At 53.9% G+C, this 25,930-nt stretch carries 24 protein-coding genes and 2 pseudogenes; 15 read left to right on the top strand and 11 right to left on the bottom strand.

Going from position 1 to position 25,930, the window contains the following annotated elements:
* Positions 1–9: 9 nt before the first annotated feature.
* The 4 genes and pseudogenes from FFI61_RS11025 to FFI61_RS18050 all read right to left on the bottom strand — a co-directional run.
* On the bottom strand, positions 10–2,835 hold the full coding sequence (locus tag FFI61_RS11025) for a M66 family metalloprotease (protein ID WP_200370383.1): 2,826 nt from the start codon (positions 2,833–2,835) through the stop codon (positions 10–12).
* 159 nt (positions 2,836–2,994) lie between these two features.
* Positions 2,995–4,251 (bottom strand): cytosine deaminase, encoded by a 1,257-nt coding sequence (gene codA / locus FFI61_RS11020; protein ID WP_200370382.1) that lies wholly within the window; start codon positions 4,249–4,251, stop codon positions 2,995–2,997.
* A 130-nt stretch (positions 4,252–4,381) separates the two neighbouring features.
* Entirely contained in the window at positions 4,382–4,696 is a 315-nt protein-coding gene (locus tag FFI61_RS18055; RefSeq protein WP_353962130.1) for a hypothetical protein, read from the bottom strand.
* A gap of 63 nt (positions 4,697–4,759) precedes the next feature.
* Positions 4,760–4,873: pseudogene (locus FFI61_RS18050) on the bottom strand (CarD family transcriptional regulator); the annotation flags it as partial.
* A gap of 203 nt (positions 4,874–5,076) precedes the next feature.
* Here FFI61_RS18050 and FFI61_RS11010 point away from each other — a divergent pair.
* From FFI61_RS11010 to FFI61_RS10965, 10 genes are all read left to right on the top strand, one after another.
* A complete protein-coding gene (locus FFI61_RS11010; protein WP_200201335.1) occupies positions 5,077–5,769 on the top strand; it encodes a MotA/TolQ/ExbB proton channel family protein in 693 nt (230 codons plus the stop codon).
* The gene (locus tag FFI61_RS11005; protein WP_200201334.1) at positions 5,759–6,157 is read left to right on the top strand and encodes an ExbD/TolR family protein; all 399 of its coding nucleotides are present in this window, start codon (positions 5,759–5,761) and stop codon (positions 6,155–6,157) included. The genes FFI61_RS11010 and FFI61_RS11005 overlap by 11 nt, the downstream gene beginning before the upstream one ends.
* Positions 6,154–6,579, top strand: coding sequence for an ExbD/TolR family protein (locus FFI61_RS11000; RefSeq protein ID WP_200201333.1), 426 nt, complete (start codon positions 6,154–6,156; stop codon positions 6,577–6,579). The genes FFI61_RS11005 and FFI61_RS11000 overlap by 4 nt, the downstream gene beginning before the upstream one ends.
* Positions 6,576–7,415: an energy transducer TonB gene (locus FFI61_RS10995; protein WP_200370381.1), complete on the top strand. Its 840-nt coding sequence runs from the start codon at positions 6,576–6,578 to the stop codon at positions 7,413–7,415. The genes FFI61_RS11000 and FFI61_RS10995 overlap by 4 nt, the downstream gene beginning before the upstream one ends.
* Before the next feature lie 143 nt (positions 7,416–7,558).
* Positions 7,559–9,583 (top strand): TonB-dependent receptor, encoded by a 2,025-nt coding sequence (locus FFI61_RS10990; protein WP_320159566.1) that lies wholly within the window; start codon positions 7,559–7,561, stop codon positions 9,581–9,583.
* A 25-nt stretch (positions 9,584–9,608) separates the two neighbouring features.
* A complete protein-coding gene (locus FFI61_RS10985; protein WP_200370378.1) occupies positions 9,609–10,772 on the top strand; it encodes an HmuY family protein in 1,164 nt (387 codons plus the stop codon).
* A gap of 5 nt (positions 10,773–10,777) precedes the next feature.
* Positions 10,778–11,869, top strand: coding sequence for a hemin-degrading factor (locus FFI61_RS10980; RefSeq protein WP_200370376.1), 1,092 nt, complete (start codon positions 10,778–10,780; stop codon positions 11,867–11,869).
* Positions 11,860–12,741 carry a heme/hemin ABC transporter substrate-binding protein gene (locus FFI61_RS10975; RefSeq protein ID WP_200370374.1) on the top strand — a complete coding sequence of 294 codons (882 nt, stop codon included), beginning with the start codon at positions 11,860–11,862 and terminating at the stop codon, positions 12,739–12,741. The genes FFI61_RS10980 and FFI61_RS10975 overlap by 10 nt, the downstream gene beginning before the upstream one ends.
* Positions 12,731–13,771, top strand: a complete 1,041-nt coding sequence (locus tag FFI61_RS10970) for a FecCD family ABC transporter permease (RefSeq protein ID WP_200201328.1) — start codon at positions 12,731–12,733, stop codon at positions 13,769–13,771. The genes FFI61_RS10975 and FFI61_RS10970 overlap by 11 nt, the downstream gene beginning before the upstream one ends.
* 12 nt (positions 13,772–13,783) lie before the next feature.
* Positions 13,784–14,554, top strand: a complete 771-nt coding sequence (locus tag FFI61_RS10965) for a heme ABC transporter ATP-binding protein (protein ID WP_200370370.1) — start codon at positions 13,784–13,786, stop codon at positions 14,552–14,554.
* A 43-nt stretch (positions 14,555–14,597) separates the two neighbouring features.
* Here the strand turns inward: FFI61_RS10965 and FFI61_RS10960 are convergent, their stop codons facing one another.
* The 5 genes from FFI61_RS10960 to FFI61_RS10940 all read right to left on the bottom strand — a co-directional run bounded on the left by FFI61_RS10960 (position 14,598) and on the right by FFI61_RS10940 (position 19,285).
* Complete coding sequence (locus FFI61_RS10960; RefSeq protein WP_227714856.1) at positions 14,598–15,359, bottom strand: M15 family metallopeptidase; 762 nt, start codon at positions 15,357–15,359, stop codon at positions 14,598–14,600.
* A 4-nt stretch (positions 15,360–15,363) separates the two neighbouring features.
* Positions 15,364–16,641, bottom strand: a complete 1,278-nt coding sequence (locus FFI61_RS10955) for a TRAP transporter large permease (RefSeq protein WP_200201326.1) — start codon at positions 16,639–16,641, stop codon at positions 15,364–15,366.
* Positions 16,638–17,129 carry a TRAP transporter small permease gene (locus FFI61_RS10950; RefSeq protein WP_200201325.1) on the bottom strand — a complete coding sequence of 164 codons (492 nt, stop codon included), beginning with the start codon at positions 17,127–17,129 and terminating at the stop codon, positions 16,638–16,640. The genes FFI61_RS10955 and FFI61_RS10950 overlap by 4 nt, the downstream gene beginning before the upstream one ends.
* A gap of 77 nt (positions 17,130–17,206) precedes the next feature.
* Positions 17,207–18,232, bottom strand: a complete 1,026-nt coding sequence (gene dctP, locus FFI61_RS10945) for a TRAP transporter substrate-binding protein DctP (RefSeq protein WP_200201324.1) — start codon at positions 18,230–18,232, stop codon at positions 17,207–17,209.
* Between the two features lie 126 nt (positions 18,233–18,358).
* Entirely contained in the window at positions 18,359–19,285 is a 927-nt protein-coding gene (locus tag FFI61_RS10940) for a LysR family transcriptional regulator (protein WP_200201323.1), read from the bottom strand.
* 95 nt (positions 19,286–19,380) lie between these two features.
* Between FFI61_RS10940 and FFI61_RS10935 the strand changes: the two genes are divergently transcribed.
* Positions 19,381–20,316: a ketopantoate reductase family protein gene (locus tag FFI61_RS10935; protein WP_200370369.1), complete on the top strand. Its 936-nt coding sequence runs from the start codon at positions 19,381–19,383 to the stop codon at positions 20,314–20,316.
* Between the two features lie 73 nt (positions 20,317–20,389).
* Here FFI61_RS10935 and FFI61_RS10930 read toward each other — a convergent pair whose 3' ends face one another.
* Positions 20,390–20,569, bottom strand: a complete 180-nt coding sequence (locus FFI61_RS10930) for an RSP_7527 family protein (RefSeq protein WP_200201321.1) — start codon at positions 20,567–20,569, stop codon at positions 20,390–20,392.
* On the opposite strand from FFI61_RS10930, the gene FFI61_RS10925 reads away from it, so the two are divergent.
* From FFI61_RS10925 to FFI61_RS10905, 4 genes and pseudogenes are all read left to right on the top strand, one after another.
* Positions 20,558–21,337: a LysR substrate-binding domain-containing protein gene (locus FFI61_RS10925; RefSeq protein ID WP_200370368.1), complete on the top strand. Its 780-nt coding sequence runs from the start codon at positions 20,558–20,560 to the stop codon at positions 21,335–21,337. The genes FFI61_RS10930 and FFI61_RS10925 overlap by 12 nt on opposite strands.
* Before the next feature lie 617 nt (positions 21,338–21,954).
* On the top strand, positions 21,955–22,398 hold the full coding sequence (locus FFI61_RS10915) for a hypothetical protein (RefSeq protein ID WP_200370366.1): 444 nt from the start codon (positions 21,955–21,957) through the stop codon (positions 22,396–22,398).
* 948 nt (positions 22,399–23,346) lie between these two features.
* On the top strand, positions 23,347–23,586 hold the full coding sequence (locus FFI61_RS10910) for a hypothetical protein (protein ID WP_200370364.1): 240 nt from the start codon (positions 23,347–23,349) through the stop codon (positions 23,584–23,586).
* Positions 23,579–24,469, top strand: a pseudogene (locus FFI61_RS10905) (IS3 family transposase); the annotation flags it as partial. The gene FFI61_RS10910 and the pseudogene FFI61_RS10905, both read left to right, overlap by 8 nt.
* Here the strand turns inward: FFI61_RS10905 and FFI61_RS10900 are convergent.
* A complete protein-coding gene (locus FFI61_RS10900) occupies positions 24,379–25,557 on the bottom strand; it encodes a DNA phosphorothioation-associated putative methyltransferase (RefSeq protein WP_200370362.1) in 1,179 nt (392 codons plus the stop codon). The pseudogene FFI61_RS10905 and the gene FFI61_RS10900 overlap by 91 nt on opposite strands.
* Positions 25,558–25,930: the final 373 nt, after the last annotated feature.

Genomic DNA, 25,930 nt, shown 5'->3' with positions numbered 1-25,930 from the left:
ACACCCTGATCAGTCAGCCAGAATAACCCCGTAAACCCCGGTAAGCAGACTGCCATCCAGCAGTGCCAACAGCTTGCTTTGTGAAGTGGTGACTCCCGTCCACTGCTGGTTCCAGTTACCTGAGCAGCCATAAGTGATCAGCGTGCCGTTGTGACGAGCATAGTCCAGGCACTTGCCATTGTCTTCATTGCGCAACTGTAGTGCCTCAGGGGTGTAGGTCCACCGCTGTGCAGCGTTGTCCTGCTGGCAGAGTGCCAGGCCAAGACGCTCGCCGGAGGGGGTCAGGCATTGCCAGGGCGTTGCCACAGGATGAATGCGGTTTTCAAGATCCATTACCCAGTGGCTGGCATCTTCAATATTGTCTGGCACAGACGTCACGGCAACGTATTTGGCATCCACAAGATTTGTGTCGAAATACACATTGTTTCCCTGGATAACACCGTCAGTCAGCAGCAGTTCATCTATCGATTCAATTAATCCGTTAGCCGTCAGTGAGTGCGTCAACCGGTTTCTGGTTTCCTCTGGAGGCAGGTTCTCAAACCGGGCCTTGGCAATGATAACCGCAATCTCGGTCGTGAGCCTTTGGTCGTTTTTGATCTTCTCAAGCAGTCGCCATGCCGGGCCAGACAGCCCATTCTTTAACTCTTGCTCAGTATAGCTGGCTACCTGGGTTGCAAATTCTCCACTCAAGGTATTGAAGCGGTCGGCGTCCATGGCATTCAGCCTGTCTTCAATTTCGGCTATTTCTCGTGCGCGCAATTGCTGATGTCCCACTTCCTGACCAACAATCGCCACGGGTGGCAGTTCAGGTATTTCTCCGTTAAAAGCGGTTTCTGTGAGTTTCTCTTCGGTGCCATCGCGCCGGCAATAAAGGCTGGCACTGGTTGGCCTGAAGTCTGCCCGTAAATTGAAATGGAGTTGGTTGATACTGTCCGAACTGTGTCGGGAGGCCGCAACGCGGATTCGCTTTCGCTCGCCCTTGCGGTTATTGACCTCTACCCAGCACTGGTTGGCTGCGGAACTGAGATCAGGTTCCGGCAGGTCGAACAGGTTCCCGTAGTTGCCGTGGAATACCGGATAGATGACGGCGTTAGTGCCATCGGGATCATAGCCGCCAAGAATGGTCGCAACCGCCACACCCACGGCCACTGGTGCAGGATGTGAGCTGGCGTGATTCTCATACTGGCCGGTGGTTGTATTCCACTTTTTGTAACCAGCCGGGTGGCGGGTGTCTGGAATGGGAAGCCTGGCCAGATCGTTTTGAATGATTCTTGCGGTATAGCCCGTGTAATGAGTGTAGGCAGAGAAAGGCCCACGGTGAGAGCCGCCCGACATGGCGTCCCGCTTGTAGTTGTAGGCGCCTTCATTGTTCAAGCCAAACAGGTTTGCGCGCATCCGGTTGCGGTGCGCAATGTATCCCCAGCCACTGTCGGCATGATGGTAAGCCCAACGATGATCATCAGTCAGATTTTCACCCGGATAGTGACCGAGGCCATAGGCGTGACCCCACTCGTGGCTGGCTTCGTTGCCTCGGGAGTCGTAAAGCGTTCCGATTCCGTTGCCACCACTGAGGCCATGACCAACGCGACCGTTCGTGTACATGCCCCAGGCATGGTGATTGGTTATCTGTTTGAAGGCGTGAGGGTGCTGCTGCTTCATGTTGTTGCTGGTGTAACCGAAGTTGGCCATGTTTATGCCAACGCTGACCTGCGATTTGCCAACGTTCTCGCGCATATCGCCCTCGTATACGCTACCTGTAACCTGGCTGCTACCATCAATGTGTTTGTCGTATATGGTGCCCGAGCGGATGATTACCCGGTTGAGCACGGCATCAGCGTAGCTGCCCATGACGAGCTTCGAGACAGGAAGGGTCTGGAAGTAATCCGTAGCGGCCAGTACTGGGTCCCGAAGCGTGTAGTGCCCATCGCTCTGCCCGGGCTCGGTCAGCATGCCTAAACGAATGCTCTGGAAAACAATTCGGGAGGCTTCGCCAATATCGATATTGGCGGCAGGTAAGTAGCCGGAAGCTCTGTTTTCTGCGTTTTTATCAACAATAAATTCAAGAGACAAACCGTTTTTTACGGTATCCCAGGGCAGGTTCACGGACCATGCCTTAGTGGAGTACTGAATGGGTTGAGCGCCCGCAACGTCGGATTTCGGCAAGTCGTTTGGGTGGGCCATTGGCAGCGTCATCAGGGGCTGGCCATTAACGCTTACTTCGGCATGCATGGTAATTGGCTCAATCCCGTTTTTTGGGATAAACAGGAGCAGGGTATCCCGCAGCGCTGTTAGCCGGGGCATGTATTTGCTTTTGGTCTCATCGGTCGTGTTGCGTTCAAAATTATTGGCGGGCGCAACAGAGTGGGACTGTACAAATTGAACTTCGCCTTCTAGTTCGCCCCCTGAAAGGTCGTTTCTTGGCTCTCGCGGGTTGCCATCAAAATCCTTGGCGTAGAAATCCAGTGCGGGCGGGCTGAGAAAAGCGCCAGCGTGTTCCACCTTGATGGTGTCCATGAGGATCAAGCGATGGGAGTCATTGGATGCTGCGATTGAAAGCTCGACCTGCGCCGATGCATGCTCCGGGCCGGGGGTGCCGGAAATGATTCCGGTTCTTGCATCAACGGACGCCCAGTCCGGGAGGTTGTATCCGCTATATCGTACGTTTCCCGGTAGCACCTCATGTTTTGGCTGATACTGATAACTGACCATAGAGATAGCATCAGGAAAGCTGACTGAGTGCCGGGATTCGGTGATTGTTTTGCTTGAGGAACTTCCCCCGCAGCCTGAAAGTAAAATGGCGGTTAACCCGAGTGCTGCAGCACCTCTGAAATACATCCTGAATCCCTTATCGCGGTTTTGGTGGTGTACTTTTCTTAATTGCGGGGATTCTGCTTAATTTACCGACTGTTACAAACAGCCAGATTGTTGTAGAAGTGTAAAAATGTGGGGAGCGTCACCTTTGCGCTCCCCTTTGTCAGTGTTGGCCAGTCGGTGTTACCTGGTTTTTCTGAACAGATCCAGTTCAATGTCGTAGCTGGGCTCTGATTTCCGAAACAGGTATTCCCCGTTGCGGATGGATGCCAGTACATCCGCTCGCTGGCGAACGGCTTCAAACGAGCTGGTGGCATCCAGCACCAGAAAGTTCGCCGGTTTGCCCACATCCAGGCCGTACTGGTCTTCAACGTTCAGGGTTTTTGCACCGTTGAAGGTGATCAGGTCCAGACAGGTATCGAGTTGATCCATCGACATGGTTTGGGCCATGTGAATGCCGTTATCCAGAATGTTCATCAGGTTTCCGTTGCCTACCGGATACCAGGGGTCGTTGATGGAATCCTGGCCGAAGCAGACGTTAATGTTGCTCTCCCAGAACTCTTTTACTCGCGTCATGCCTCGGCGTTTCGGGTAGGTGTCTTGCCTGCCTTGCAGGTAGGCATTCTCAGTGGGCAGGGCAATGAAGTTCAGACCTGATTTCTGGAACAGTCTCATCATGCGAAATGCGTAGGCGTTGTCGGCCGAACCGAAGGAGCAGGTATGGCTGGCCGCGGTACGAGTGCCTATGTCTTCGGTCATGGCCAGGGCGTTCAGAAGTTCAACAAAACGACTCATCACATCGTCTGTTTCGTCGCAGTGTACGTCGATAAGCTTGTCGTATTTGATGGCCAGCTCAACGGTGCGGTGAATGGATTTCTCGCCGATTTCACGGGCCCACTCGAAGTGGGGAATGCTGCCTACGCAGTCGGCGCCCATCTTCAACGCTTCTTCCACCAATTCGTCACCGCCTTTGTAGGCATACATCCCTTCCTGGGGAAAGGCGACGATCTGAATGGTGACGTTATCCTTAAGTTGTTCACGAACCTCCAGCATGGCTTTTAGCCCGGTGAGATTCGGGTCGCATACATCGATGTGGGTGCGGATGAACTGCACACCTTTTGAGACTTCTTCCTGGATGCCTTTTAGCGCACGTTCTTTTGCATCTTCGAACGATTGGTTCTTTTTCACATCGTGCCAGCGAGCTATGCCCTCGAACAGCGTGCCAGTGTTGTTTTTGGCCCCCTTGCTGCCGCCGGTGTAGACGTAGTCGAGGTGAAGGTGGGCATCTACATAAGGAGGCACAACGAGGCGGCCTTTCAGGTCGATTGTTTCCTCAGCCGGGGGGAGGTCGGTTCCAAGTACTCGAATAACGCCATTTTCCACGAGGATTTCGGTGGCATCGTTGTTGCGGTATATGTTTGCATTAATAAATTTCTTCATATAAACGTCCTCGTGTAATGGGTCGCTGAGAGCTCACCCCCACATTGTAACGAAAAAGGCCCTACGCTCTCGCGTAAGGCCTTAAAAGTACTGAGCACACGTTGGATTATGAGCTCGCGCTGCCTGTGGGTCAGGCTGCGGTTGGCTTTGACCTGGAAGCTTCTTCTATAAGCTGCTGTACCCGCTCTTGCGTTTTGCCCAGTGCACTGGAAAGTTCTTCACACAAAAACTTTATACCGAGGTTCAGGTGCCTGCGGTCTGTCATGCTCAGCGGGTTTTCCTCTTGCATAACGCTTAGGCCCTTAACCATCTCCGCATAACCGTAGGGGTCGCCTTTATCAATAGCGGCCTGGTTAGCGGTTGACCGGGTTTTCCACTGTTCGCTTAACTTTCCTTGCCAGCTCTTCACATGCTTGATGATCTTCTTCGCTTCCTGAGCACTCATGGGGAAGCGAATGTTGCTTGGGAGATCATTGGCGCGCACCAGCCAGGTGAGGTCGTCACGTTCGAAATAAAGTTTTACGAACTTGGTTTTGTCCTCGCCAGAGAAACTCTTTTTAAGAATGGATTCAACGATTCCGATGCCATGACCGGGGTGAAAAATACGATCGCCTTGATTAATAGTGATAATATTCTCCTTGTTTTACTAAGAAAATGTTCCTTTTAAAAAATAACTATAATCAGCATGTTACGCTATTTCTGCACAAAAATCAAACAGCCGGTTTTGTTGCCTGAAAGTCAAAGTTCTCTCGGTGCCCTTGCGAAGGCAAATGATAACAATTAGCATTCACGAATATTGTTGATGTTTACTCGAGGGGGAGCGTTGTGGGCGCTGGTATATCTGTTCCGTTTTTTGCACAGCTACAAGGGCTGTTGGTTACTGGCGGCCCGGTGGTGTGGATTCTGGCGGTGTTTTCTGTAGTTGCCATGACCATAATTCTGGTCAAAATGTGGCAATTCATGCTGGTGCGCGCGGAGAGTACTGCTGATGTGGACGCTGCGCTAAGCCTTTGGAAAAAGGGTGACCGCAGGAAGGCAATGAAGGCCCTGAATGTGCAGCGGCCCATTTCATCGGTTGTGGCTATGGCAATGCAAGGGCAGCTCAACACCACTGACGATGGCATCCTGCGTGAAGAAGTTGAGCGAGTGGCGACGGGGTACCTGAACGACCTGCGTAGCTTCTTCCGCCCTCTTGAGATGATTGGTTCACTTAGCCCGCTGCTGGGCTTGCTCGGTACGGTCATGGGAATGATCGTGGCGTTCCAGCAAATGGAAGCCGCTGGCAATCAGGTAGATCCTTCCGTGCTTTCTGGTGGTATCTGGCAAGCGTTGCTGACAACCGCCGTTGGCCTCTCGGTAGCCATACCTGTTGTTGCCGTGCACTCCTGGCTTGAGCGCAAGGTTGAGCGGGTATCTGCAACTATGAGCGATGCGGTCACAAGGGTTTTTACCTGCTCGCCCACGCTGCCGCCGTTTGAGACCGCGGCATCATCGGAGGCGCTGCGGAATGCAGCTTGATGCCTCACCGGTAAGGCGGGCCAAAGGCATCAGCCTGACACCGTTGATTGATGTGGTCTTCATTCTGCTGTTGTTTTTTATGCTGTCATCCACGTTTATTACTTGGCGGCAGCTGGATGTTGCATCGCCTGCCGACAGTAATTCCGCGCCACCGAAAGACATACAGCTGATTCGCCTAACCTCTAATCAGGGTCATTTTGAGCTGGAGGGGCGGGTCTACAGGGACCCCAGTCGCGATGAGCTGGCTGAATTGGTGTCGGCTAAACCCGATGCGGTGTTTGCTATTCAGGCTGATGCAGGTCTTCACACGCAGGCGCTTATCACCCTGCTGGATCGCTTGAAGAATGCTGGCGCTGCCCACGTGTCGCTTGCAGAGGGGCCGAAGTGAGGCTCTCGGCAACCGCCCCGAAAAAGGATCTGGCTTCGGATGATAACCTGGTGCCATTGATCAACATTGTATTTTTGATGCTGATTTTCTTCATGGTCGCCGGGCAAATCACTGCTTCTGATGCGGTGATGGTTCAAGCTCCCGAATCTCTTACAGCAGCTCAAGGAAAAGAGCACTCAGCGACGGTTTTGGTTGCGGCTGATGGTTCTATGTACCTGGATAACACCGAGGTGTCTCCGGATCTCCTGGTAGAAAAGCTCGGAAGCCTACTGGATGAAGCGGAAACCGTTGATGGAGTTTCTGTATTGGTTAAAGCCGATGCCATGTTACCGGTTGAGGTATTGCAGGAAGTGCTGCACCACATCAAAAAGGCCGGGCTGTTAAAGGTGGCTCTGCTAACCCGCCAAGGTGACGCTGAATGATTGCAAGGCGTCACTGGCTCGGTGCAGCGGTATTGACGCTGGCACTTCATTTGTTGGTGCTTGCGGCGTTTGCGCGCACAGCCACCCTTCCGGAAGGGGCTGAGTCTCCGGGGGAGGCGGGTGTTGAGGTCGATCTCGGTATGTTGGGTGATCTGGGTGTCGAGGCCGAAACCCAGGAGGCCGCTCCAGCCCCTGTCGAGCCACCCAAACCGGTCCCGGCACCTCCCAAACCGGAGCCGGTAGTAAGCGAGCCGGAACAGCCCAGGCAAACAGCAGAGGTGAGCGTAGAAGAATCTCCAAAGCCTGAGCCAGAACCAGAACCAGAACCAGAACCAGAATCAGAACCGGAGCCGGAGCCTGAACCAGAGCCGGAACCAGAACCAGAACCAGAACCCAAGCCTGTGGTTCCGGAGCCTCCCATAACAACGACGTCTAGTCAGACGTTGCCGGACACCGAAGCAACCAAGGATGCCGCTGCTCCGGCGCGCAAGGCTGGCAGTGGCGAAAGCAGCGCCAGTGCCTCTGGAGGCAACCCCGGTGTCCGAAGTTCCTATCTGGCCGTGGTTGCAGCCAAGCTTGCCCGTGCTAAACGCTATCCACGATCCTCCCGCCTGCGGCGTCAGGAAGGGGTAGTCGGGCTCAGCTTCACCCTTGATCGCCAAGGGCGCATTGTGGAATCCAGTATTACCACGCCGTCCGGTTACCCTGAGCTGGATAAAGCGGTCATCCGTATGCTTGAAAACGCGGCCCCCCTGCCGGCCTTTCCGGATGATCTCGACCAGAACACCCTGAGCGTGTCCATTCCCGTGGCGTTCAAACTCAGCGATCGCCGATAGATACCATAGCCAGGCCCCTTTTTTCTTCCCTGCATAAAAGTCCCTGTTTCTTGTTGACAGAAATCAAAATCTAAACAAGAATGCTTCTCGTTACTTTTTGGGCGGCTGTTGTTGGCCTGCCCACTTGAGAGGAGTGGAAGTGAGTGAGTGCTGCATGCGGGAAGAATCGTTCGACACTGCCTTTGTTCTCTATGGCTGTACTTACTCTGAGTGTTTGCGGGCAGGCGGCAGCAGACACCGCGCCACAATCCTCCTACTACCTGGATGAAATCGTCGTTACCGGTACCCGCTCCAACCGCATGCTCAGTGACACCCCCGTGCGGACTGAAGTTGTAACAGACCGGGAATTGGAAAAAACCCACGCCAGAAACGTCGCAGAGGCGATCGAGAACGTTGCCGGAGTGCAGCTGCGGAACATTCATGGCAAGGCCGGGAAGGAAGTCTGGCTTCAGGGTGTCGGTGCTGATCGGGTGCTGGTGCTGGTAGACGGGTTGCCACTCACGGCCACAACCGGCTCATCGGTGGATGTAAGCCAGCTGGCGCTGCTGAATGTGAAGCGGATTGAAGTGGTGAAGGGCGCGGGCTCTGCGCAATACGGCAGTGCGGCCATCGGCGGTGTCGTTAACGTTATTACCCGCGATCTTGAGCCGGGCGTCCGGGGTGAGGTTACCCTGGATGGTGGCAGTTATGGTGAGCAAAACCCGAGTGGCGACCGTGCTGATTTTGGTCGCTACGGTGCACGAGCCAATATCGACATGGGCAGTGAACATCTGCGGCTTCGTCTGAGTGGATCGCACCAGAAATCCAATGGTATTGATCCGGAGCCCTCTACCTGGGCGAGGCCAGGAGATGAATACGATCGCAACCAGTTCAATACCCGGCTGGAGTGGCTGCCGGAGAGCGATCACAAGTTGTTTGCTGAAGCCGGTTATTTTGATGAGGCCTCCGGCTCCCGGTTCTTGAACGAAAAAGCCGGCACTGTTGTCAAACAAGGAAAGGAAGAGTCGGTCGAGCGCTGGCGCACGGTGCTGGGTGGCGAGCATGTTGTGAGTGAAACGCAGGCTGTTTTCTGGAATTTGCTGCGGGAAGAACTCACAGACAATACCTATAAGTATTCAACCTTTGGCCAGTTTGATCATCGCGATGCGAATCAAGTGTTGTCCCAGGCATCGGCTCACAGTGAATTCGCCATGGGTGAGAGTCATCTGCTCATGGTGGGTGCCGATTTCCGCCATGAAACCCTGGAACAAACGATTGATGGCCAGATGGAACTGGATGGCGGCAAACGTTCGCGCAACAGCAAGGAAATCTGGTTTCAGGATACCTGGATGCCCTCGAGCCGTTGGGAGTGGGTCGCCGGTATCCGCGGCCAGCAGGACTCCGATTTCGGCGACCATTATGCCCCCAAGCTAAACACCCGCTATGAATTGACGCCAGATAGCCCCGCCAGCCAATACCTCCGTGCAAGCTGGAGTGGCGGCTATCGAGTGCCCAACCTGAAAGAGCGTCATTACCGATTCGACCACAGCCAGCTTGGCTATGTGGTTGAAGGCAACCCGGACCTGTTACCAGAAACGTCGCAAAACCTGCAGCTCGGTTGGGGTGTCAATTACCTGAACACCGGCTGGTTTGAGGTTAATGCCTTTCAGAACCTGATCGATGATCTGATCCAGACCCAATTTGATGCTGATGCAACCGCTGCCCGTGGTGATGGCGTGGATGTGTATCGGTACGCCAACGTTGATAAGGCGCGCACCCGTGGAGTGGAAACCACGGCTGGCTGGCAGTTCTCCCCTGGCTGGGAAGTGACCGCTGGCTACACCTATACCCAGGCAGAAGACCGGGCCACTGGCCTTGAGTTACCCAATCGGCCGCAGCACCAAGCGCGGCTTGGCCTGGATGGGCCAGGAGGCATCCCCGGGCTGAACTGGTCGGTGCGGGTGCGCAACCAGAGTTCGGAGTACGTGGATACAGACGAAACCAAAAAGTCCCCGGGGTACACCACGGTGGATCTGAAACTGAATCAGACCTTTAGCGACAACCTGCAACTGTTTGCCGGTGTCGACAACCTCACCAATAAACAGCGTGACTTCGACGATGTCGATGATTTCGGCCCGGTGGCAGGACGATTTGTGTACATGGGCGTGACGCTTGGCTTTGGAAACTAACGATCGATCAACAAGGAGAAAGTGCATGAGTGGTATTTACCGGGGACTCGGGTTGGCAACAGCAGTGGTATTGCTGGCTGGTTGTGGCGGCAGTGATAACAGTCTTGGCGGGTCAGATGAGACTGATGGCAGCGCAGAAACAAAGCGCCAGGTGGTGGATGCGAAATCCTATAGCCAGGCCACCTACCTGAATTTGAACACTGGCGCGACCATGCAAATGACGGCGGAAGAAGCGCAAGGCCGAACCGACTGGCACCTGTCATTCAAACGCGACACGGTGCAGGTGAATGGCGGCGCCTCGGGGGCGGGCAACGTGGCTGGGGCTGTTGCTAACTCCCAGGGCAAGTTTTATGACGATGCAGGCGAACCCAACTTCAATCTTCTGGTGAATGCCACGGCATCATCAGAGGAAGAGGCCTTATTGGCGGAGTATCCAGAGCCGGGCAGCAGGGACTGGGTTAGTGATTCAATCACCAACAGCTTTGGCAGTGATTGGTACAGCTACAACCCTGACGGCGGAATCATGAACGCCAATTCGGACAATGGTTGGTTGGTGCGGTCAGCGGAAGGCAATAGCTACGCCCGTATGCGAATGATCGAAATGGATTTTCCTACCCGCACGGGTGAGGGCATCAAGAGTTTTACAGTGGCCTTCGATGTTCAGGTTCCAGGTACCGACACTTTCACTCAAACGGCGACGTTTACCGGGTCGATCGGCGCGGCTGGAGGCGAAAGCTGCTTTGATTTTGATGCGGGCTCTTCGGTGGACTGTGAAACCTCTGCAAGTTGGGACGTAAAGCTGGGCTTCGCTGGCCGCGATATCTACCTGAGAAGTAACAGTGGCACCTCGGGTGATGGCGACGGTGGAGTATTCGGGCCCTTTGAATGGACCGTTCTGGAAGGCTACCTCAGCGCCACCATAGCGCCTGCTTCAGGCGAGGATCTGAAAAGCCGATACGCCGCGGACACAACAAGTGGCGTGTTCAAGGCCACAAGCTGGTACGCCTACGACCAGGCGGGTGGCCATCTGCTTCGTCCCAATTTCCGCGTGTACCTGATCGATACCGACTCCACCGATCCTGAAGCGTCTGTTTATGCCGTTCAAATTGTTGGCTATTACGGCGACGACGGTGTTTCAGGACAGCCCATCGTTCGTTGGACTAACGCATCACTAACCGCAGCAGAGTAAATATTATGAACGCAACCATAGAAGCCCCTGAGGTTCAGTCAGAAATTTCGCTAAAAGACCGCTGGCAGCTGCTGATGTCTGAGCAGCCAAATTTGCGGATTCGCAATGCTGCGGCTTTGCTCGGCGTTAGTGAAATGGAGCTGATGATGTGTCGTGAAGAAGGCGCACTTACGCCTCTGACGAATGATTTTGGTGCACTGATAACGGAGCTGGAATCTGTTGGCGAAGTTATGATGCTCGCCCGCAATGATGAAATGGTGCATGAGATTACCGGCCACCTGAAAGGGTTCAAGGTAACCGGCGGTGGTTCCATGGGCCTGTCCGTTGGTGAAATGGATCTGCGGGTGTTCTTCCGCAGCTGGGCCTTTGGTTTTCAGGTGGTTGAAGAGGTGCGTTCCGGCACACGCCATAGCCTGCAGTTTTTTGATGCCAGCGGGCGAGCTATCCAGAAGGTGTATAAAACTGCAGGCACAGATGCCGAAGCCTGGGATGCATTGGTCGCAAAATACCAGGCCGATCAGCCTGTAACGCCGGAGTTGAAATCCGCCCCCTCGCCGGAGCCGCGTGTGGACCCTGCCAGTGTGGACGTGTCAGCCCTGCAGCAGGATTGGGCAACACTGAAAGATGTGCACCATTTCCACGCCATGCTCAAACGCAACAAAGTCGACCGCCTGACTGCGGTTGAGTTGGTTGGCCCTGCCTACACCCGAAAGCTCATGCGCAGTACGGACTCGATTGAGTCGCCGCTGGATGAGCTGTTGCTGCAGGTAAAAACCAACCAGTGCCCGATTATGGTGTTTGTGGGTAACCCCGGCATCGTGCAAATCTGGACAGGTCAGGTGGATAACATTCGCCGGGTAGGCGAGTGGATGAATGTGCTGGACCCGGGGTTCAACCTGCATGCAAAGACCGGCGATGTGACAGATTGGTGGACCGTGAAGCGGCCTTCTGTGGACGGCACCATAACTTCATTGGAAGGCTATAACGCAAACGGTGAAATCGTACTTACTGTCTTCGGAAAGCGTAAGCCTGGCCAGACAGAATCAGCAGACTGGCAGGCCGAAGTGAGAGTTCTGGAGGCAAAGCTATGCGGTTGATAGGCATTTTGCTGACAACCCTGCTGGCACTTCCGGCTTATGCCGGAAGTGCCGGTGAAGTAGACGCTGGCAGTTCACGCATTGTCAGTGCCGACGGCGCGGTGACGGAGATCTTGTTTGCGCTTGGAGTGGAGGATCAGCTGGTGGGCGTTGATACCACCAGTAAATATCCGGCTGCAGCAAATCAACTGCCCAAGGTGGGCTATCTGCGTGCTTTACCCTTTGAAGGCGTGTTGTCGCTAAACCCGGATCAGCTGATCACCACGGAAGAAGCAGAGCCAGAGCAAACCTTGCAGCGGCTTGAACAGGTAGGAGTGAAGGTGACTCGACTACCCGTTGCCCAAAGCCCGGAACAGACGCTGCAGCGGATTACCGCTATCGGCGAGCTGGTGAACCGGGAAGCTGAGGCCGCAAAGCTTGTCAGCGACCTGCAAAGGGTATTTGACGGTATTGATAAGAAAGTGGCTGCGAGGGAATGGGCACCCAGCGTATTGATATTGTTAGCCGCAGGTAATCATGGTGTCTCATTCGGCGGCAGCCACACTGGTGCTGATGCCTTGCTTGATAGTATCGGTGCCACCAACGCAGTCAGTGATATTCGAGGCTATAAACCGGCGAGTCGCGAAGCGATCATCAGCGCCAATCCTGATGCCATTATTGTGGCGGAGACTGCTCCCGGGCAGTTCCGAATTACAGACTGGCCGGAGCTGGCACAACTGCCCGCCTGGAAAAACGGCCACCGCTATGTGGGTGACAGCATGTTGCTGCTGAGTTTTGGGCCACGGCTGGCAGAGGCCATGCTGGCCATTGATCAGATTCTCCCGGAAGGGCCGCGGCCAGAGAACACCTTCGCCAGCAATCATGGCGACTGATACGGCGCGGCGAGTTCCAGCTGGCGCCACCTTCGGGGTTCTGGCTGCGTTGGCTGTTCTGGCGGCTCTGTTTTCTTTGACCAACGGTGCTTATCCGTTAGGCGCTAAAGATGTGCTGAATCTGCTGGTGGAACCGGCTCTTGCAAAGCCCGCCACCCAGATGGTGTTTTTCGAGGTTCGCATGCCCCGCTTGGTTTTAGGGTTTCTCACCGGTGCTGTGCTGGCCGTTTCGGGAACTCTGCTGCAGGGGTTGTTTCGCAATCCGCTGGCAGACCCGGGATTAATCGGGGTTTCTGGTGGTGCCGCATTGGCCGCGGTGTCGGTGATTGTTCTTGGGGGCAGTTGGCTGTCTGGTTGGGCGTTGCTCACCGGCCGTTGGGCTTTGCCGCTGGCGGCGTTTCTGGGGTCGGTAGTTACAACCCTGTTGGCCTGGCGCGTTGCCAGTCGCTCTGGTGGAGTGGCTGTGGCAACTCTGCTGCTGGCAGGTATAGCCATTAATGCAGTGGCCGGTGCCTTAACAGGCCTGCTGACCTTCTACGCCGATGATGGGGAGTTGCGGTCGTTGACCTTTTGGAGCATGGGCAGTCTTGGCCGTGCCAGCTGGGAAGACATTCGCATCGCTGGCCCCTGGATGCTGGTGGCTCTGCTGCTGGCACCCCTGTTGGCCAAGCCTCTTGATGCTTTCGCACTCGGGGAATCGGTAGCGGGTCATCTCGGGTTTTCGGTGCAGTGGGTAAAGCGGGCGACGGTTTTGCTGTCTGCACTGGGTACGGGCGCTGCGGTGGCGGTAACCGGCCTTATCGGGTTCGTTGGGTTGGTGGTGCCGCACCTGTTACGACAAATTGTCGGCGCTGGGCACAGGGTATTGATCCCCGCCAGTGGACTGGCAGGCGGTGTGTTACTGGTGGCGGCAGACAGCTTGGCGCGGGTGGTTGTGGCGCCGGCGGAACTGCCCATTGGTTTGATGATGTCGCTGTTAGGCGGGCCATTCTTTTTGGTACTGCTTATGAGAATGCGCATTGGCGCATAGGGAGCTGGCACCATGACAGTTTTAAGGGCTAAGCAGTTAGGGCTGACCATAGGGCGAAGCCGAATACTGCAAGATGTGTCACTCACCGTCGAACCGGGTGAGCTGGTTGCGTTGCTCGGCCCTAACGGTGCCGGCAAGTCATCATTGTTGAAAACGCTGGCGGGAGAGTTGGCATTTGGGCAGGGCACCATTGAACTGTTCGGCCGCTCAATTCAGCAATGGAAAGGCGCTGAGCTTGCCCGCCAACGGGCGGTGATGCCCCAACGGGTGGATGTGAGCTTCCCATTCACGGTTCGTGAAATAGTGGCATTGGGATGCTCGGGCCTGGCTGCCGCAGAGCGCAATGAACTGATTGATTACCTGCTGCAGCGATTGGGCATTGGCAATATGGCCGGCCGTTTGGTGCCAACCTTGTCTGGAGGTGAGCAGCAGCGGGTGCAGCTCGCCAGAGTGTTGGCGCAAATCTGGCACACAAACGGGCCACGGCTATTGCTGCTGGATGAATGTACCTCGGCGCTGGATCCTGCTCAACAGCAAACCGTATTCAGCCTGCTGCGGGAGCTGGCGAAAGATCAGGGGTATAGCGTCGTAGCGGTGATACATGATCTGAACGTAGCGTCATGCTACGCCGACCGCCTGGTGATGATGGCGGCAGGGCGCATAGTAGAAAATGGCGCAGCAAATACCATTCTGGAGCCGGGGTTGCTGGACAAGGTGTTTGGTTTAAAGGCGCGAGTGCTGGCCTTGCCAGAGGGCTACCCTATGGTGATTCCGCAGGCATAGTACGGCCGATTGGCGCGCCAAGCCTGCATGTTCATATTAGCCGTTACGCCAGCTGTTGGCGCCAGCGGTTTTCAATGGTGTCCAATTCGGCCGGGCCGTAGCAGGCCTGGTCATGGGCGCCGTAGTAAGCCCATAGTTGATCGCCAAAATCGTAGTGCCACCATTCACTGGGCAGGTTGGTGAAACCCTGCTGTTTCATGGTGTTGAATAGCAAGCGGCGGTGATCCCGTGCTTTCTTCTGCTGCGACGTGAGGGTTTCGAGTTGCTCGAAATAATCGCTGTGGGAAGCCGGTAGTGCTTCATCAAACAACGTACCCATATCCAACGGCAAACCATCAGCATCGCAGAGCGTCACATCCACTGCACCGCCGGTAAGGTGCGGGCTTGGGGCTGTCGGTTCGCGGCTTGGAACCGAGACAAACTCCCTTGTTCTCTCAAGTAGTGCTGCTTCGTCCAGGTCGGGTTGCTGATGCTGAATGGCCTCATGCAGGGTGTCGAACAAGTACTGTTGCACCCGCCATGGGCGCCAGCCGTCCAGAACGATGATGCCGATCCCTTCGGGCAGACTGCGCGCCGCAGCGAGTAGTGCCCGGTACACACCTTCACGAACAAAGCATTCCTGTATCGCACCGGGTATGCCCATTCGGGCGTAGGCAGGAAATACCTTTATGGGTGCAGGAGCCAGGCTCATTGGCACCAGGCTCTCACCGTTATCTTCAATCGACACGGAGCGCAGAGTTTCCCAGCTGGGAGCCGGGTAGCTGGGGATGGGCGTCAAATCACTCAATAACGTAGTTAAAGGCATTGTCTTATCCAAACTGGGTAGGGAGCCACAGCGTCAGCGGTGGGAACAGAATTAATAGAATGAGTACCGCAACAGCCGTCAGCACAAAGGGCCAGATGGTTCTGAACAGCGAGACTATCTCAAGCCGGCTGACCGCCGCTGCGACGAAAACGCAGGCGCCTAGCGGTGGTGTTATCAGCGCAATGGTGATGTTCAGCGTGATGATGACACCCAGATGAACCGGGTCTATGCCGGCCATCATGGCCACGGGCACAAAGATTGGCGTAAGCAGCATCAGCGCCGACACTTCTTCCATAAACATGCCCGTGAAGAAGGTGATAAGGCTCAGCAGCAATAGAATGATCACACCATTGTCGACATAAGGTGCGAGCAGAGACACAAACTGCGCAGGAACCTGAGCGTAGGAGAGAAGCCAGCTAATGGTGGCAGAGGCTGCCATGATCAGGAAAATCGCAGAGGTCAGGCGTGCTGTATCAACGACCGCTTTCCAGCACTCCTGTAAACGTAGCCCGCCAAGCACGAAACCACACAAAGCCACATACAGAGCTGTGAGCGCCCCGGATTCGGTCGGAGTTACAAAGCCAAACACTATGCCTGCAACGATAATGAACGGTGCAATCAGAGCGGGCAGCGCACCAATAAATGCGACTCCAAGTTGGCCGAAGGAAGGTAGCTTTCCGCTTTTGGGCAGCTTCTTGCGCCAGGCATACCAGGCGTTCATGCCCATAAAAGCCACGCCCAGCAGCAAGCCAGGCACAACGCCCGCCAGAAACAGATCACCCACTGAAATGTTTGTCAGTGAGGCATAAAGAATCATGAAAATGCTGGGTGGAATGATCGGGCCTATGAGCGAGCTGCCTGCGGTCAAACCGGCGGCAAAGGCCCTTGAGTAGCCTTCTTTCTCCATGGCTGGAACTAACAGAGAGCCCAGTGCCGATGTGTCGGCCACGGCAGAACCGTTGATACCTGCAAAGAAGATGCTCGAAACCACGTTAACGTGGCCCATGCCGCCCCGTAAGTGCCCAACCAGCAGTCGAGCCAACCCCATCAAACGCTCGGTCAAGCCACTCACGTTCATCAGGTTGCCGGCGAAGATAAACAATGGAATCGCCATCAGGGAGAATACGTTGATCCCGCTAAAGAACTGCTGCGGCATCATCCGTGGAATCATCGACGGATCAACAAATAGGAAGCCTACAATTGCCGTTGTAATCAGCGCGATGAACAAAGGCAGTCCAAGTAAAACGTGGACAAGAAAAACGGCCAACATGGTGAGGATCATAGCTGGTCCTCTATGGTCTTGAGGGGGGCAGGCCCATACAGCAGTGCATGCCAGGCCAGCAGTAAAAAGCCGAGAGGTAATGACATCAGAGGGACTGTTCGGCTAATGCCGAGCCCGGATGTGGTGAACATGTTGACCGACAACGCATAGCGATAGCTGGCCCACGCTGCTCCCAGGGCAACAAACAAAGTAAGCAGCCATTGGTAGACAACCAGCACTCGTGCGATTGGTGCGGGTAGCAGCTTTTCCAGCAGGCCAACACGCATGTGGCCACCTTCAGCCCAAACCGCGCCAGCCCCGAGCATAACGGTGCCTATGATCAAAAAGCGTGAGAGCTCATCTGTCCAGATAGGCGCACCACCAGCAATGTAGCGTGCAAAAACCCCAAACAGAATGGCTGCGACATTAAGGGATAACAAAGCTCCCGCCAGAGTCAGGGTAGACGGGCAGCTTATAGCCAACAGGCGATAACGAAGCTTGGTGAGCATTGCAGCGTTCCAGTATGCGCAGAAAGATAAAGGGCTGGCGAAACCAGCCCTCTGTCGTGGTAAAGAAAAGGCGTGGTTTAGCGTTTCATGCCCGCATCTTCCAGAGCCATGTCAATCCAGCGCTGCTCAATACCGCGCTCTTTGAGCCATTTCAGGTAGGCGGGCTGGCCAATGTTCTGGAACTCGGCCAGGTCTTTTTCAGAAGGACGAATAACTTCCATGCCTTGCTCTTCCAGGAAGGTGATGCGCTTTTCAACTTGTGCTTCATTGAGCTCCCTGGCGTTGCGGTTGGCCTCGGCGACGGCTTCCATAAAGGCGCTGCGAATATCCTCATCCCAGCCTTCGATCATCTTGCTGTTGCCCACAAGGAACTGATCGGAGTACTGAATATTCGCAAGGGTCAGGTACTTCTGAACTTCATGAAGACTGCCCAGGGCGATGTACATGGGCGGGTTCATTTGGCCGTCAGCTACTCTGGTACGCAGAGCCATATAGGTTTCTGTCCAGGGGATAGGCGTGCCGGACGCACCAAATGCTTCATAAAGTGCTACCTGGCTTGGGTCCATGGCGCGGAAGCGCAAACCTTCAAAGTCAGCAGGACGGCTGATGGGCCTTTTGTTGTTGGTGAAGGCCAGAAAACCGCCTTCTTCAACAACAGCCAGCATATCGATGCCAGCACGCTCTTTCAGGGCAGCGCTTACTTCCTGCCAATATTTGCCTTCATCAAAGAATGTACGTGCGGCAGCAAAATCTTCGAACAGGAACGGGATGGCGCTGACAAAAATCTCATCTACCAGAGGCGAGACACCCGCAAAGGATGCGATGTTGAGCGACGGCGTGCTCATGGTTTGCTCCATGCGCTCCTGCTCTTCGCCCAGCATGCTGTTGGGGTACAGCGTCAGCTTTAGCTGGTCATTGGTTTTTTCTTCGACCAGCTCTTTCAGGTTCGTGGCAAAAACGTGAACAGCGTTCTTTTCCAGATCTGGTGCGCCGTTGTAGCTCAGGTTAATTGTGGTTGCTGCGAGGGCGTTGCCAGCCATCAAGGCAGAGCCAAGCAGGCAAGCTGAGATCAGGCGCTTGGGTGAAAAGAGTTTAGTCATCATATTTAATTTCCTGTTTTATTGTCATTAGTTGCGGGGCACCAAACACGAACCCACAGGTGCTTCAAGGATGCCAGTTAGTAGGCTATGTGTTGAAGTGTTGACTATGCAATACCTAAAGTGTGGACTTTATTGCAACAGTCGAGGGGCGTCAGCGGAGAAAAAACGCATTCCTTTTTGCAAATGGTCGATACACGCGGCTGCCGCAATCGTTAACTCCTGGCTTCTGAGGCTGACAATCTGGGCGCGAGTATCGTTCATAATCGGGTATTGCATGGGTAGCGGAATGATTTCTCCTCGCATTATTTCATCCATGACGGTGAGTTCTGGCATAAACGTAACGCCGATCCCTGAACGGACAAAATTCTTCAAAACAGAGACGGAATTTGTATGAAGGCGGGCCTCAAGGTGCACATGTTCCTGGTGAGCTGCCATATTCACCATCTGCCGCATACCAAAGGGGTTGTCCATAAGTGCCAGTGGCCACCCTTTCAGATCGTTGAGTGTTACGGGGCGGTTCAGCTCCGTTAGCGGGTGGTCTGGAGGCACAATCAGATCGAGTGGCTGGCGGGTTTCCACATGGCAGAAAAACTGCGGATCTGCCGGTGGCGCATAGAGTAGTGCTATGTCGACCTCACGATCTTTGAGAAGCGACATGGCTTCGTTAACGCCGGCCATGCGGATTTCAACATTGATCCCCGAGAACTCCGACATAAAAGTGCCTAGCGGGGCGGCAATCAAATCTGCGACAAAGCCTTCCCCCACGGCTATTCGAACTTCGCCTTTGGCCAGGTTTTGCAGAGCCATCAGTTGGGAAAGTACAGCCTCTTCGGAAGCTCTCTGGGAATGAAAGTGGTGAACAAGTAGCTGCCCTGCAGCAGTTGCCCGCATACCACGCCCATGCCGTTCACACAGGCGCGTGTCCAGCTCTTCTTCCAGAGCTTTTATCTGGCGGCTAACAGCGGAGGCGTCGACATTCAGATGGGCGGCTGCGCGCCTTAAGGAGCCGCGGCGAATGACCTCGTTCAGGTAGGCAAGTGCACGTTGGTTAAGCATATAAAACGCCGGTTGGTGGGGCAGTGCGTAATGAACTATCTTTACGGGCTTGGTGCAAACAGCCATTCGGTTGATGTAGAAGAGGGTAGGTAAACATGAGTAAAAAGCCAAGCATGCTGATTGTTGGCGCCGGAGCGATTGGTAGCTTCTACGGTGCCATTCTCAAGAAAGCCGGATGCGCTGTGAGCGTTGTGGTGCGTTCAGATTATGAAGCGATCAAAGAGCATGGCATTCGAATCGAAAGCCCGCTCGGTGACTTGTCCTTCGCGCCTGATCATGTCTATCGGTCTGGCGACATGCCAGAAACCTATCCCGACTTCCTGATTCTCTGTGTGAAAGTGCTTCCCGGCGTAGACAGGGCAGCCATGATTGCTCCCTGGATGGGTGAGAATACTCGCTTGGTACTGATTGAAAACGGGCTGGATATTGAACAAGAGTTGGTGGATGCCTACCCGTATAACCCGCTCATAAGTTGTCTGGCGTTTGCGGCGGTAAGCCGGGTGGATTCCGGAATAGTCGAGCACAAGGCCTTTGGAAAGCTGGTGTTTGGGCGTTACCCGCAAGGCATTGATGGGGGCTGCCAGATACTTGCTGCATTGTTTCGGGATGGCGGGATCAATGTTGAACTGACTGAACGCGTAGTGGGCGAGCGTTGGCGGAAATGTCTCTGGAATACTCCGTTTAACCCCCTGTCGGTCATCGCCAATGGTGCGGACACGCGAACCCTGGTGGACACAGATGGAGGCGAAGAGCTAATGCGGGCAATGATGCGCGAGGTGATGGAGGTAGCGGCGGCCGACGGCTACCCCATGGACGAGTCGTTGATCGACAAGAATATCGCGAGTACCCGTAAGATGCCCGCGTACAAGAACAGTATGGCGCTGGACTACCTGAACGGTCGCCCGATCGAACGGGACGCTGTGCTTGGCAGTGTGGTGGCCATAGCCAAGCGCCATGGTATTGCAGTGCCACACCTGAACACGGTGCTGGTCACTTTGAAAATGCGTGCTGCCCTCGAAGGGCGAGCTTAAACAGCTATCCTCGCAACATGAAATTTACTTTTATTCAGTTGCTGGACGAGCTCAGTTTCCGAGATTGCCGTTATTAATGGCTGGGAGAAACCTTGCCCGTTGCAGATTGCGCTGAAGAGCGAAAGATTGCACTCAGCTTTGCAGGCAGCGCGCTAATTAGCTCTGCCATGTATTCGCTGCGCTCTTTTTTGGCCAGTTCTACAGCCTGACTGATTTCTGTAATGCTGGGAATGTGTGATGCTTGAGTGTTCATAAGGATGGTCTCCTGAGTTTTCACCACATACTTGTTGAGCTAACGCCTTCTGGCAAGCAGTACCTGGTGTCTGTGAAGCATGCGCTGAACGAAATTGAAGTGGCGACTCACAGGCTCACGGCCAGCAAGGAAACGAATGTGGTCCAGATCAGCGTCGCGCCCAACTTCCTGACGCGCTGGCTTATGCCCCGTATGTCTCGTTTCAGAGAGATGTTTCCGGATATTGAGTTACGGATAAGTGCCTCGGTTGGATTGCTCGATTTCAATCAGTCGAGTACTGATATGGCGGTCTACTACGGCAATGGTGAGTGGGACGACATTGAGGTCTACTTCCTGCAAAAAGTAATGCTTGTACCTGTGTGTAGCCCCAAACTCCTGGAAGGAAAACACCCTTTGCTGGATCCGGCCGATTTGCGACATCACACATTGATTTATGTCAGCACCCGCATGTGGGAGTGGGAGAACTGGTTTCAGGTGGCCAGTTCGGAATACATTACGCCAAAAGACAGCCTTCAATTGTCGAGCAGCCAACTGACCACTGCCGCAGCGCAAGAAAATCTTGGCGTTGCACTTGCTGATCTCACATTGACCTCAAGAGAGATCAGTTCCGGGAGTTTGGTGGTGCCCTTTAATATCCCACTCGACACCCGGAAGGCCTTCTACCTTGTTCATCAGAAGCATCGCCCTTTAACGGCGGCTATGAAAGCGTTTAAAGAGTGGTTGATTGCCGAGATCCAGGCGTCCAATGTGTATGGTGTGGGGGCGTGAGCTTCGCTCAGGTATTTTTGTCAAAGCTAGTGCATCTGCTCATTTCCAATGAGCCCGACAAAAATGCTTTGCAGAACAGCAATGCCTTAACAGGTTTGTACTTGCCGTCCATTCCCATCCATGAATGGGTGAATCCATAAAAAAACGGTGATGGGCGCAGACGAGGCTGATCAGCTGTTTATTACCCGGGTAGCGAGCTGGCCGATATTCGTCGCAAAACTCCTTCCATCAAACTACTTAAGCCTTTAGCTTCTGGCGTAAGGTGCCGCTCTGCGCTTCAGCTGAGCTATCAGGTCAAACCCCCCATGCTTTCGAAGCGCGAATTTTTGCGAGATAAATGGTGTTATCTCTAGCTTGGGTGTGGTGTTTTTGTCGGATCTGGAAGCTCCTCCCGGCCTGGCAATTCGTGGCTTTAAGAAGAAATTTTTCGAGCCAACCAGAGCCAGGAATTCAAAAGAGGTGCTCGCGTACTTCCTAAAGGCATACTCCGTTGGCTCATGCGGCAACTTCACGCCCGGCGTTTGACCCGCATCCATACGCCCGGTTGCAACCGGCGGTATCCTGATAGGTGACGTTATCTTACAAGCGCCGCCAATTGGCTTATCAGGGAGAGCACAATGACAAACACAGAGAAAACCACCGGGCTCGACAGCTTCACCCGGAAGTATCTGTATGTGCTGGCCGGCTTGGTGCTGGTCGGTTTTGTTTTATGGCTAGGCAGCCTGGACTTCCGCGCCCGTGAAATAAATTCTGCGCTGGAAGCGGATTCAGAGCTGGCCGCCTACCCCTTTCCATTTCGTGTGCTCACGCTGGAGAACGGCGTGGCACGCATGAGCAGTCCGCGCTCGGCCCAGCTGTCGGTCATTCAGTCATTGCGCGTGATGTTTCCGGAACTGCAGCAAAAAGATCCCGTGTCTGACGAAATGCAGGCGGCGCAAGTAGAGCTGGCGCGTCTGCAGTCACGTGCCGCTGAACTGGTAATGAAGGAGCCGGGTGTTAGGTCGGTAAGATGGGTGCTGGATAAGCAGTGGCTGGCAAAGCGCGGGATTTACGTGGAGTAGCTTTGCGATTTTATCGATTCTTGAATTGGTAGCAGAAGAGTAAAAGGAAACAAAAAAAGGCCCCACGCTCTCACGTAAGGCCTTGAAAAATATGGCGCGCCCGACAGGATTTGAACCTGTGACCCCTGCCTTCGGAGGGCGTGGGGACACCGAGTTTCAAACTGTTCTTAATCGGTTCCGAATCCGCAAGATCAATCACTTATCCAAATAGCTGTTCGCATGAAAAACACCTATATATCAGCAATTTGACCGATTAGCGCCAGTTTAGGGCACGGTGTTGTCCGGTTGATGATGGTTCTAACTGGACAGTTTGATACCTGCCTTCCAAGCGAATTGTCACTTTATCCTGCTTTGACTAGTTCCGCAACGCCGTGAAATTTGTCCGGTATGGGGTGTCCGTAATTGGACGAGTATTTCTATACGGTGGGCAGCTTGGTGCGATCAGATTCTATGGGTGGCTAATGTTGTGAGCCTACGAAGCCCGGCAATCAATATTTGTCTTTTATCTCACTCGCTGAGATGGAGTGCGCCCGCAATGGTTACCGATACACATATAAATATACATAAAACATACAAGTATATTATTGGCAGTTAGCACGCTGAGCACAATGCACCAGGAAGCGCTCTAACAGTGAAATGACGTTCCTAAGTCACTTCAGAAAAAAGAGCGGAACTCCATGCTGCTGAGTGCCAGGAGCCGTTTTCGGCCGTATGCGGAAGTGCGATTATAAATATGAACATGTAAGATAAATTGACATGAAAGTGTGTGATCGTCATTTAGGCTGGAGTTTCAGGGCGCAAGGATTTAATTGGCAGCGCCAACCTAAAGAGCAGAAAAACAAGGCCAAGCGTTTATAAAACATTTGGCTGAATTCCTATAGTTATATAGAAAATATGGAAAGGAAGGTCATGGGCAACCAGCACAGCAAAACAAAGATATGCATCACAATGGCAATCGCAACAACACTGGCCGCCTGCGGTGGTGGGGGCGGTAGCGAAAAAGGCGCAACGACGCCGCAGGTGATCACAAACGAGGCCGCCATCAGCATTGCAGAAGGCCAGACGGCACTTTACGAAACAAGCGGTGCCAAAGTAACGACCATCACAGTGCAACGGCCAGCCAGCAACGTAACCTTGAGCAACGCAGGCGACACTGGCGGTGTACTGATTCAGGCAGGGCTCTCTTGATGTCGGACGAGATGAATCGTACGCGCTGATAGACCAGTTGAGTGAGCAGGAGCCGATTGAGATGGTCTGTAAAGCGTTTGAAGTATCAAGGTCCAGCTATTACAACTATCGCCGCAAGCGGTCCGTGGTGGATGCTAAGCGAGTGGTTCTGCGAGCCGATGTGAACCGGATCTTTCGTAAGAGCCGAAGCTCAGCGGGAAGCCGTATGATCACCACCATGCTTAATGAAGAAGGGGTTGTGATCGGACGCTTCAAGGTTCGCCGCCTGATGAGTGAGCTGGGACTGATCTGCAAACAACCTGGCCCACACGCATACAAACAGGCCACTGTGGAAAGGTCAGACATTCCAAACCGGCTGAATCGTGAGTTCAGCGTCAGCCAGCCAGACCAGGCGTGGTGCGGTGACATCACCTATGTGTGGGCGGGTCAGCGCTGGAGCTATCTTGCGGTTGTTCTGGATCTTTACGCCCGCCGAGTCGTTGGCTGGGCGCTATCAGACCGGCCTGATGCCGAGTTGGTGGTGAAGGCATTGGATCATGCGTATGAGCAGCGAGGAAAACCGACTGGGGTTCTGTTTCATTCCGACCAAGGCAGTCAGTATGCCAGTCGATTATTCCCTCAAAGGCTCTGGCGATACCGCATGGAGCAAAGCATGAGTCGCCGGGGAAATTGCTGGGATAATTCCCCGATGGAACGGGTCTTCCGCAGCCTGAAGAGCGAATGGATTCCTTCACTCGGATATCGATCAATTCCCGACGCCAGGAAAGACATTGGTGATTATCTGATGGACTACTACAACCGGCAGCGCCCCCATACATTCAATGACGGCATGCCACCTGTGGTCGCGGCAGAAAAACTTAAAATACTGTCCGGGATTAGTTGACCACTACAACCATCAAGCCAGCCCAGTCCTTTTTCCGCTGCTTCGGCACAAGCTGATAACACCTTTTGTTTGTCTAAAACCTGGAGCAGGCTGTTTTCGCCAGCTGATTGGGCATTGGCAAGATTGCCAAAAAAATGCCGTACATCTTCTTTAAACTGCTCCGGCATGGGGCGGGGCGGAGGGGTGCGGTAGAATTTATACTCGGCGAATTGAACAGTTAGGTCGTCGTAGCGGGTGAAATGTGCTTTCTCCAAAATGGCAACACCTTCATCACCTTTGACCGTCCTAAGGACCTTCAAGGCATTTGGGTAGGAGCCAAGAAGTCTTCGAATGTCTTCAAGCTTTTCGATTTCGTTCGATTTCGGTGCTCGCCCTAGGTTTACCCATGTAGTCCATAACTCTTCCAGAATTGCTGTGTTGTTTTGGTATTTTCTGAAGCTTGGAGAGACATGGGATTTTGGTTTGGTTCGAAATGCTGGCAATCTTCGAGAAGTGAAGTCCGACGGCCTCCTTCGTTGAGAGCCCTTTCGGGTCAAAAAAGCAGCTTTAGCCCCATCTGTTTTAAAAGCATAAAAAATACCTGGAGCGACTGGAACCGGTTCGACTCCAAGAACTGATTCAATAAAGGCGCCAAGCTCAGCCTGCGAGAAGTACTTTTGAAAGGTGTTTCTGGATGTCCGTACGCCATCTTTGAAAGGAGTGCCGCCGCGAGCATTCGCGTTTTCTAGCATCGCAGACACAACGAGGCAATCACCAGCGAGTTTATACGCAGAGGCAAGGGCAAGTTTACGCTCTGCCAGGTCTTCAATTACGTTGATGACGAACCCGAGATTGACGATGTCCGAATACTTCTTTATTGCATCGGGAGAGTAGTATGGATCCCAGCCTGAGGCATCCAAGCCGCTATCCCTAAGAAGTTCAACATCGCTGCCTTTTCCGCAGCCATAATCAAATACCGATTTGGATTGATCAAGGTATCCGTATCTCGCCAGGCTCTGCATGGGAGCAGAAAGCTGGGTTCGAGTTAGCGCAGTCAGGTGCCTATGGATTTCCTGGCTTTCTTCAATGTTGCCTGAGAGTTCTGACATGTCATTGGCAATGGGGAGAAACGAGTGATCGTTGACTTCATAGCCTTTAAGCTGGAGTAAGCGCTCCCACTCTCGGAGAAAACCAATTCTGCTAGTGTCGTCGAATAAGCCGATATGCTCAGCTTCTTTGGTTAAATCCGAAAAACGCTGAAAGTCAGGGTGGTCAGGCGCCAGGAGTAGTTCTTTGCGATGCAGAATCGGTGGGTTACTCGACTCCGAATAAGCTCGGTAACGATATAAAGATGTAGATATCCCCCTCTGTCAGCCTTGTTGTCCAGTTGGCAATTTCGCCTGAATTTAATCAGTTGGGGCGGCATGGGAGCATTCATGCCACGTTATTCCGAAGAACGTAAAGCCGCCGTGTTGAAGAAGT

Origin of the sequence: Marinobacter sp. DY40_1A1, assembly GCF_016597815.1 — a bacterium.
Lineage (GTDB): Bacteria > Pseudomonadota > Gammaproteobacteria > Pseudomonadales > Oleiphilaceae > Marinobacter > Marinobacter xiaoshiensis.
Note: the sequence above shows the minus strand (reverse complement) of the source record. Positions and strands in the feature narration are given on the sequence as shown.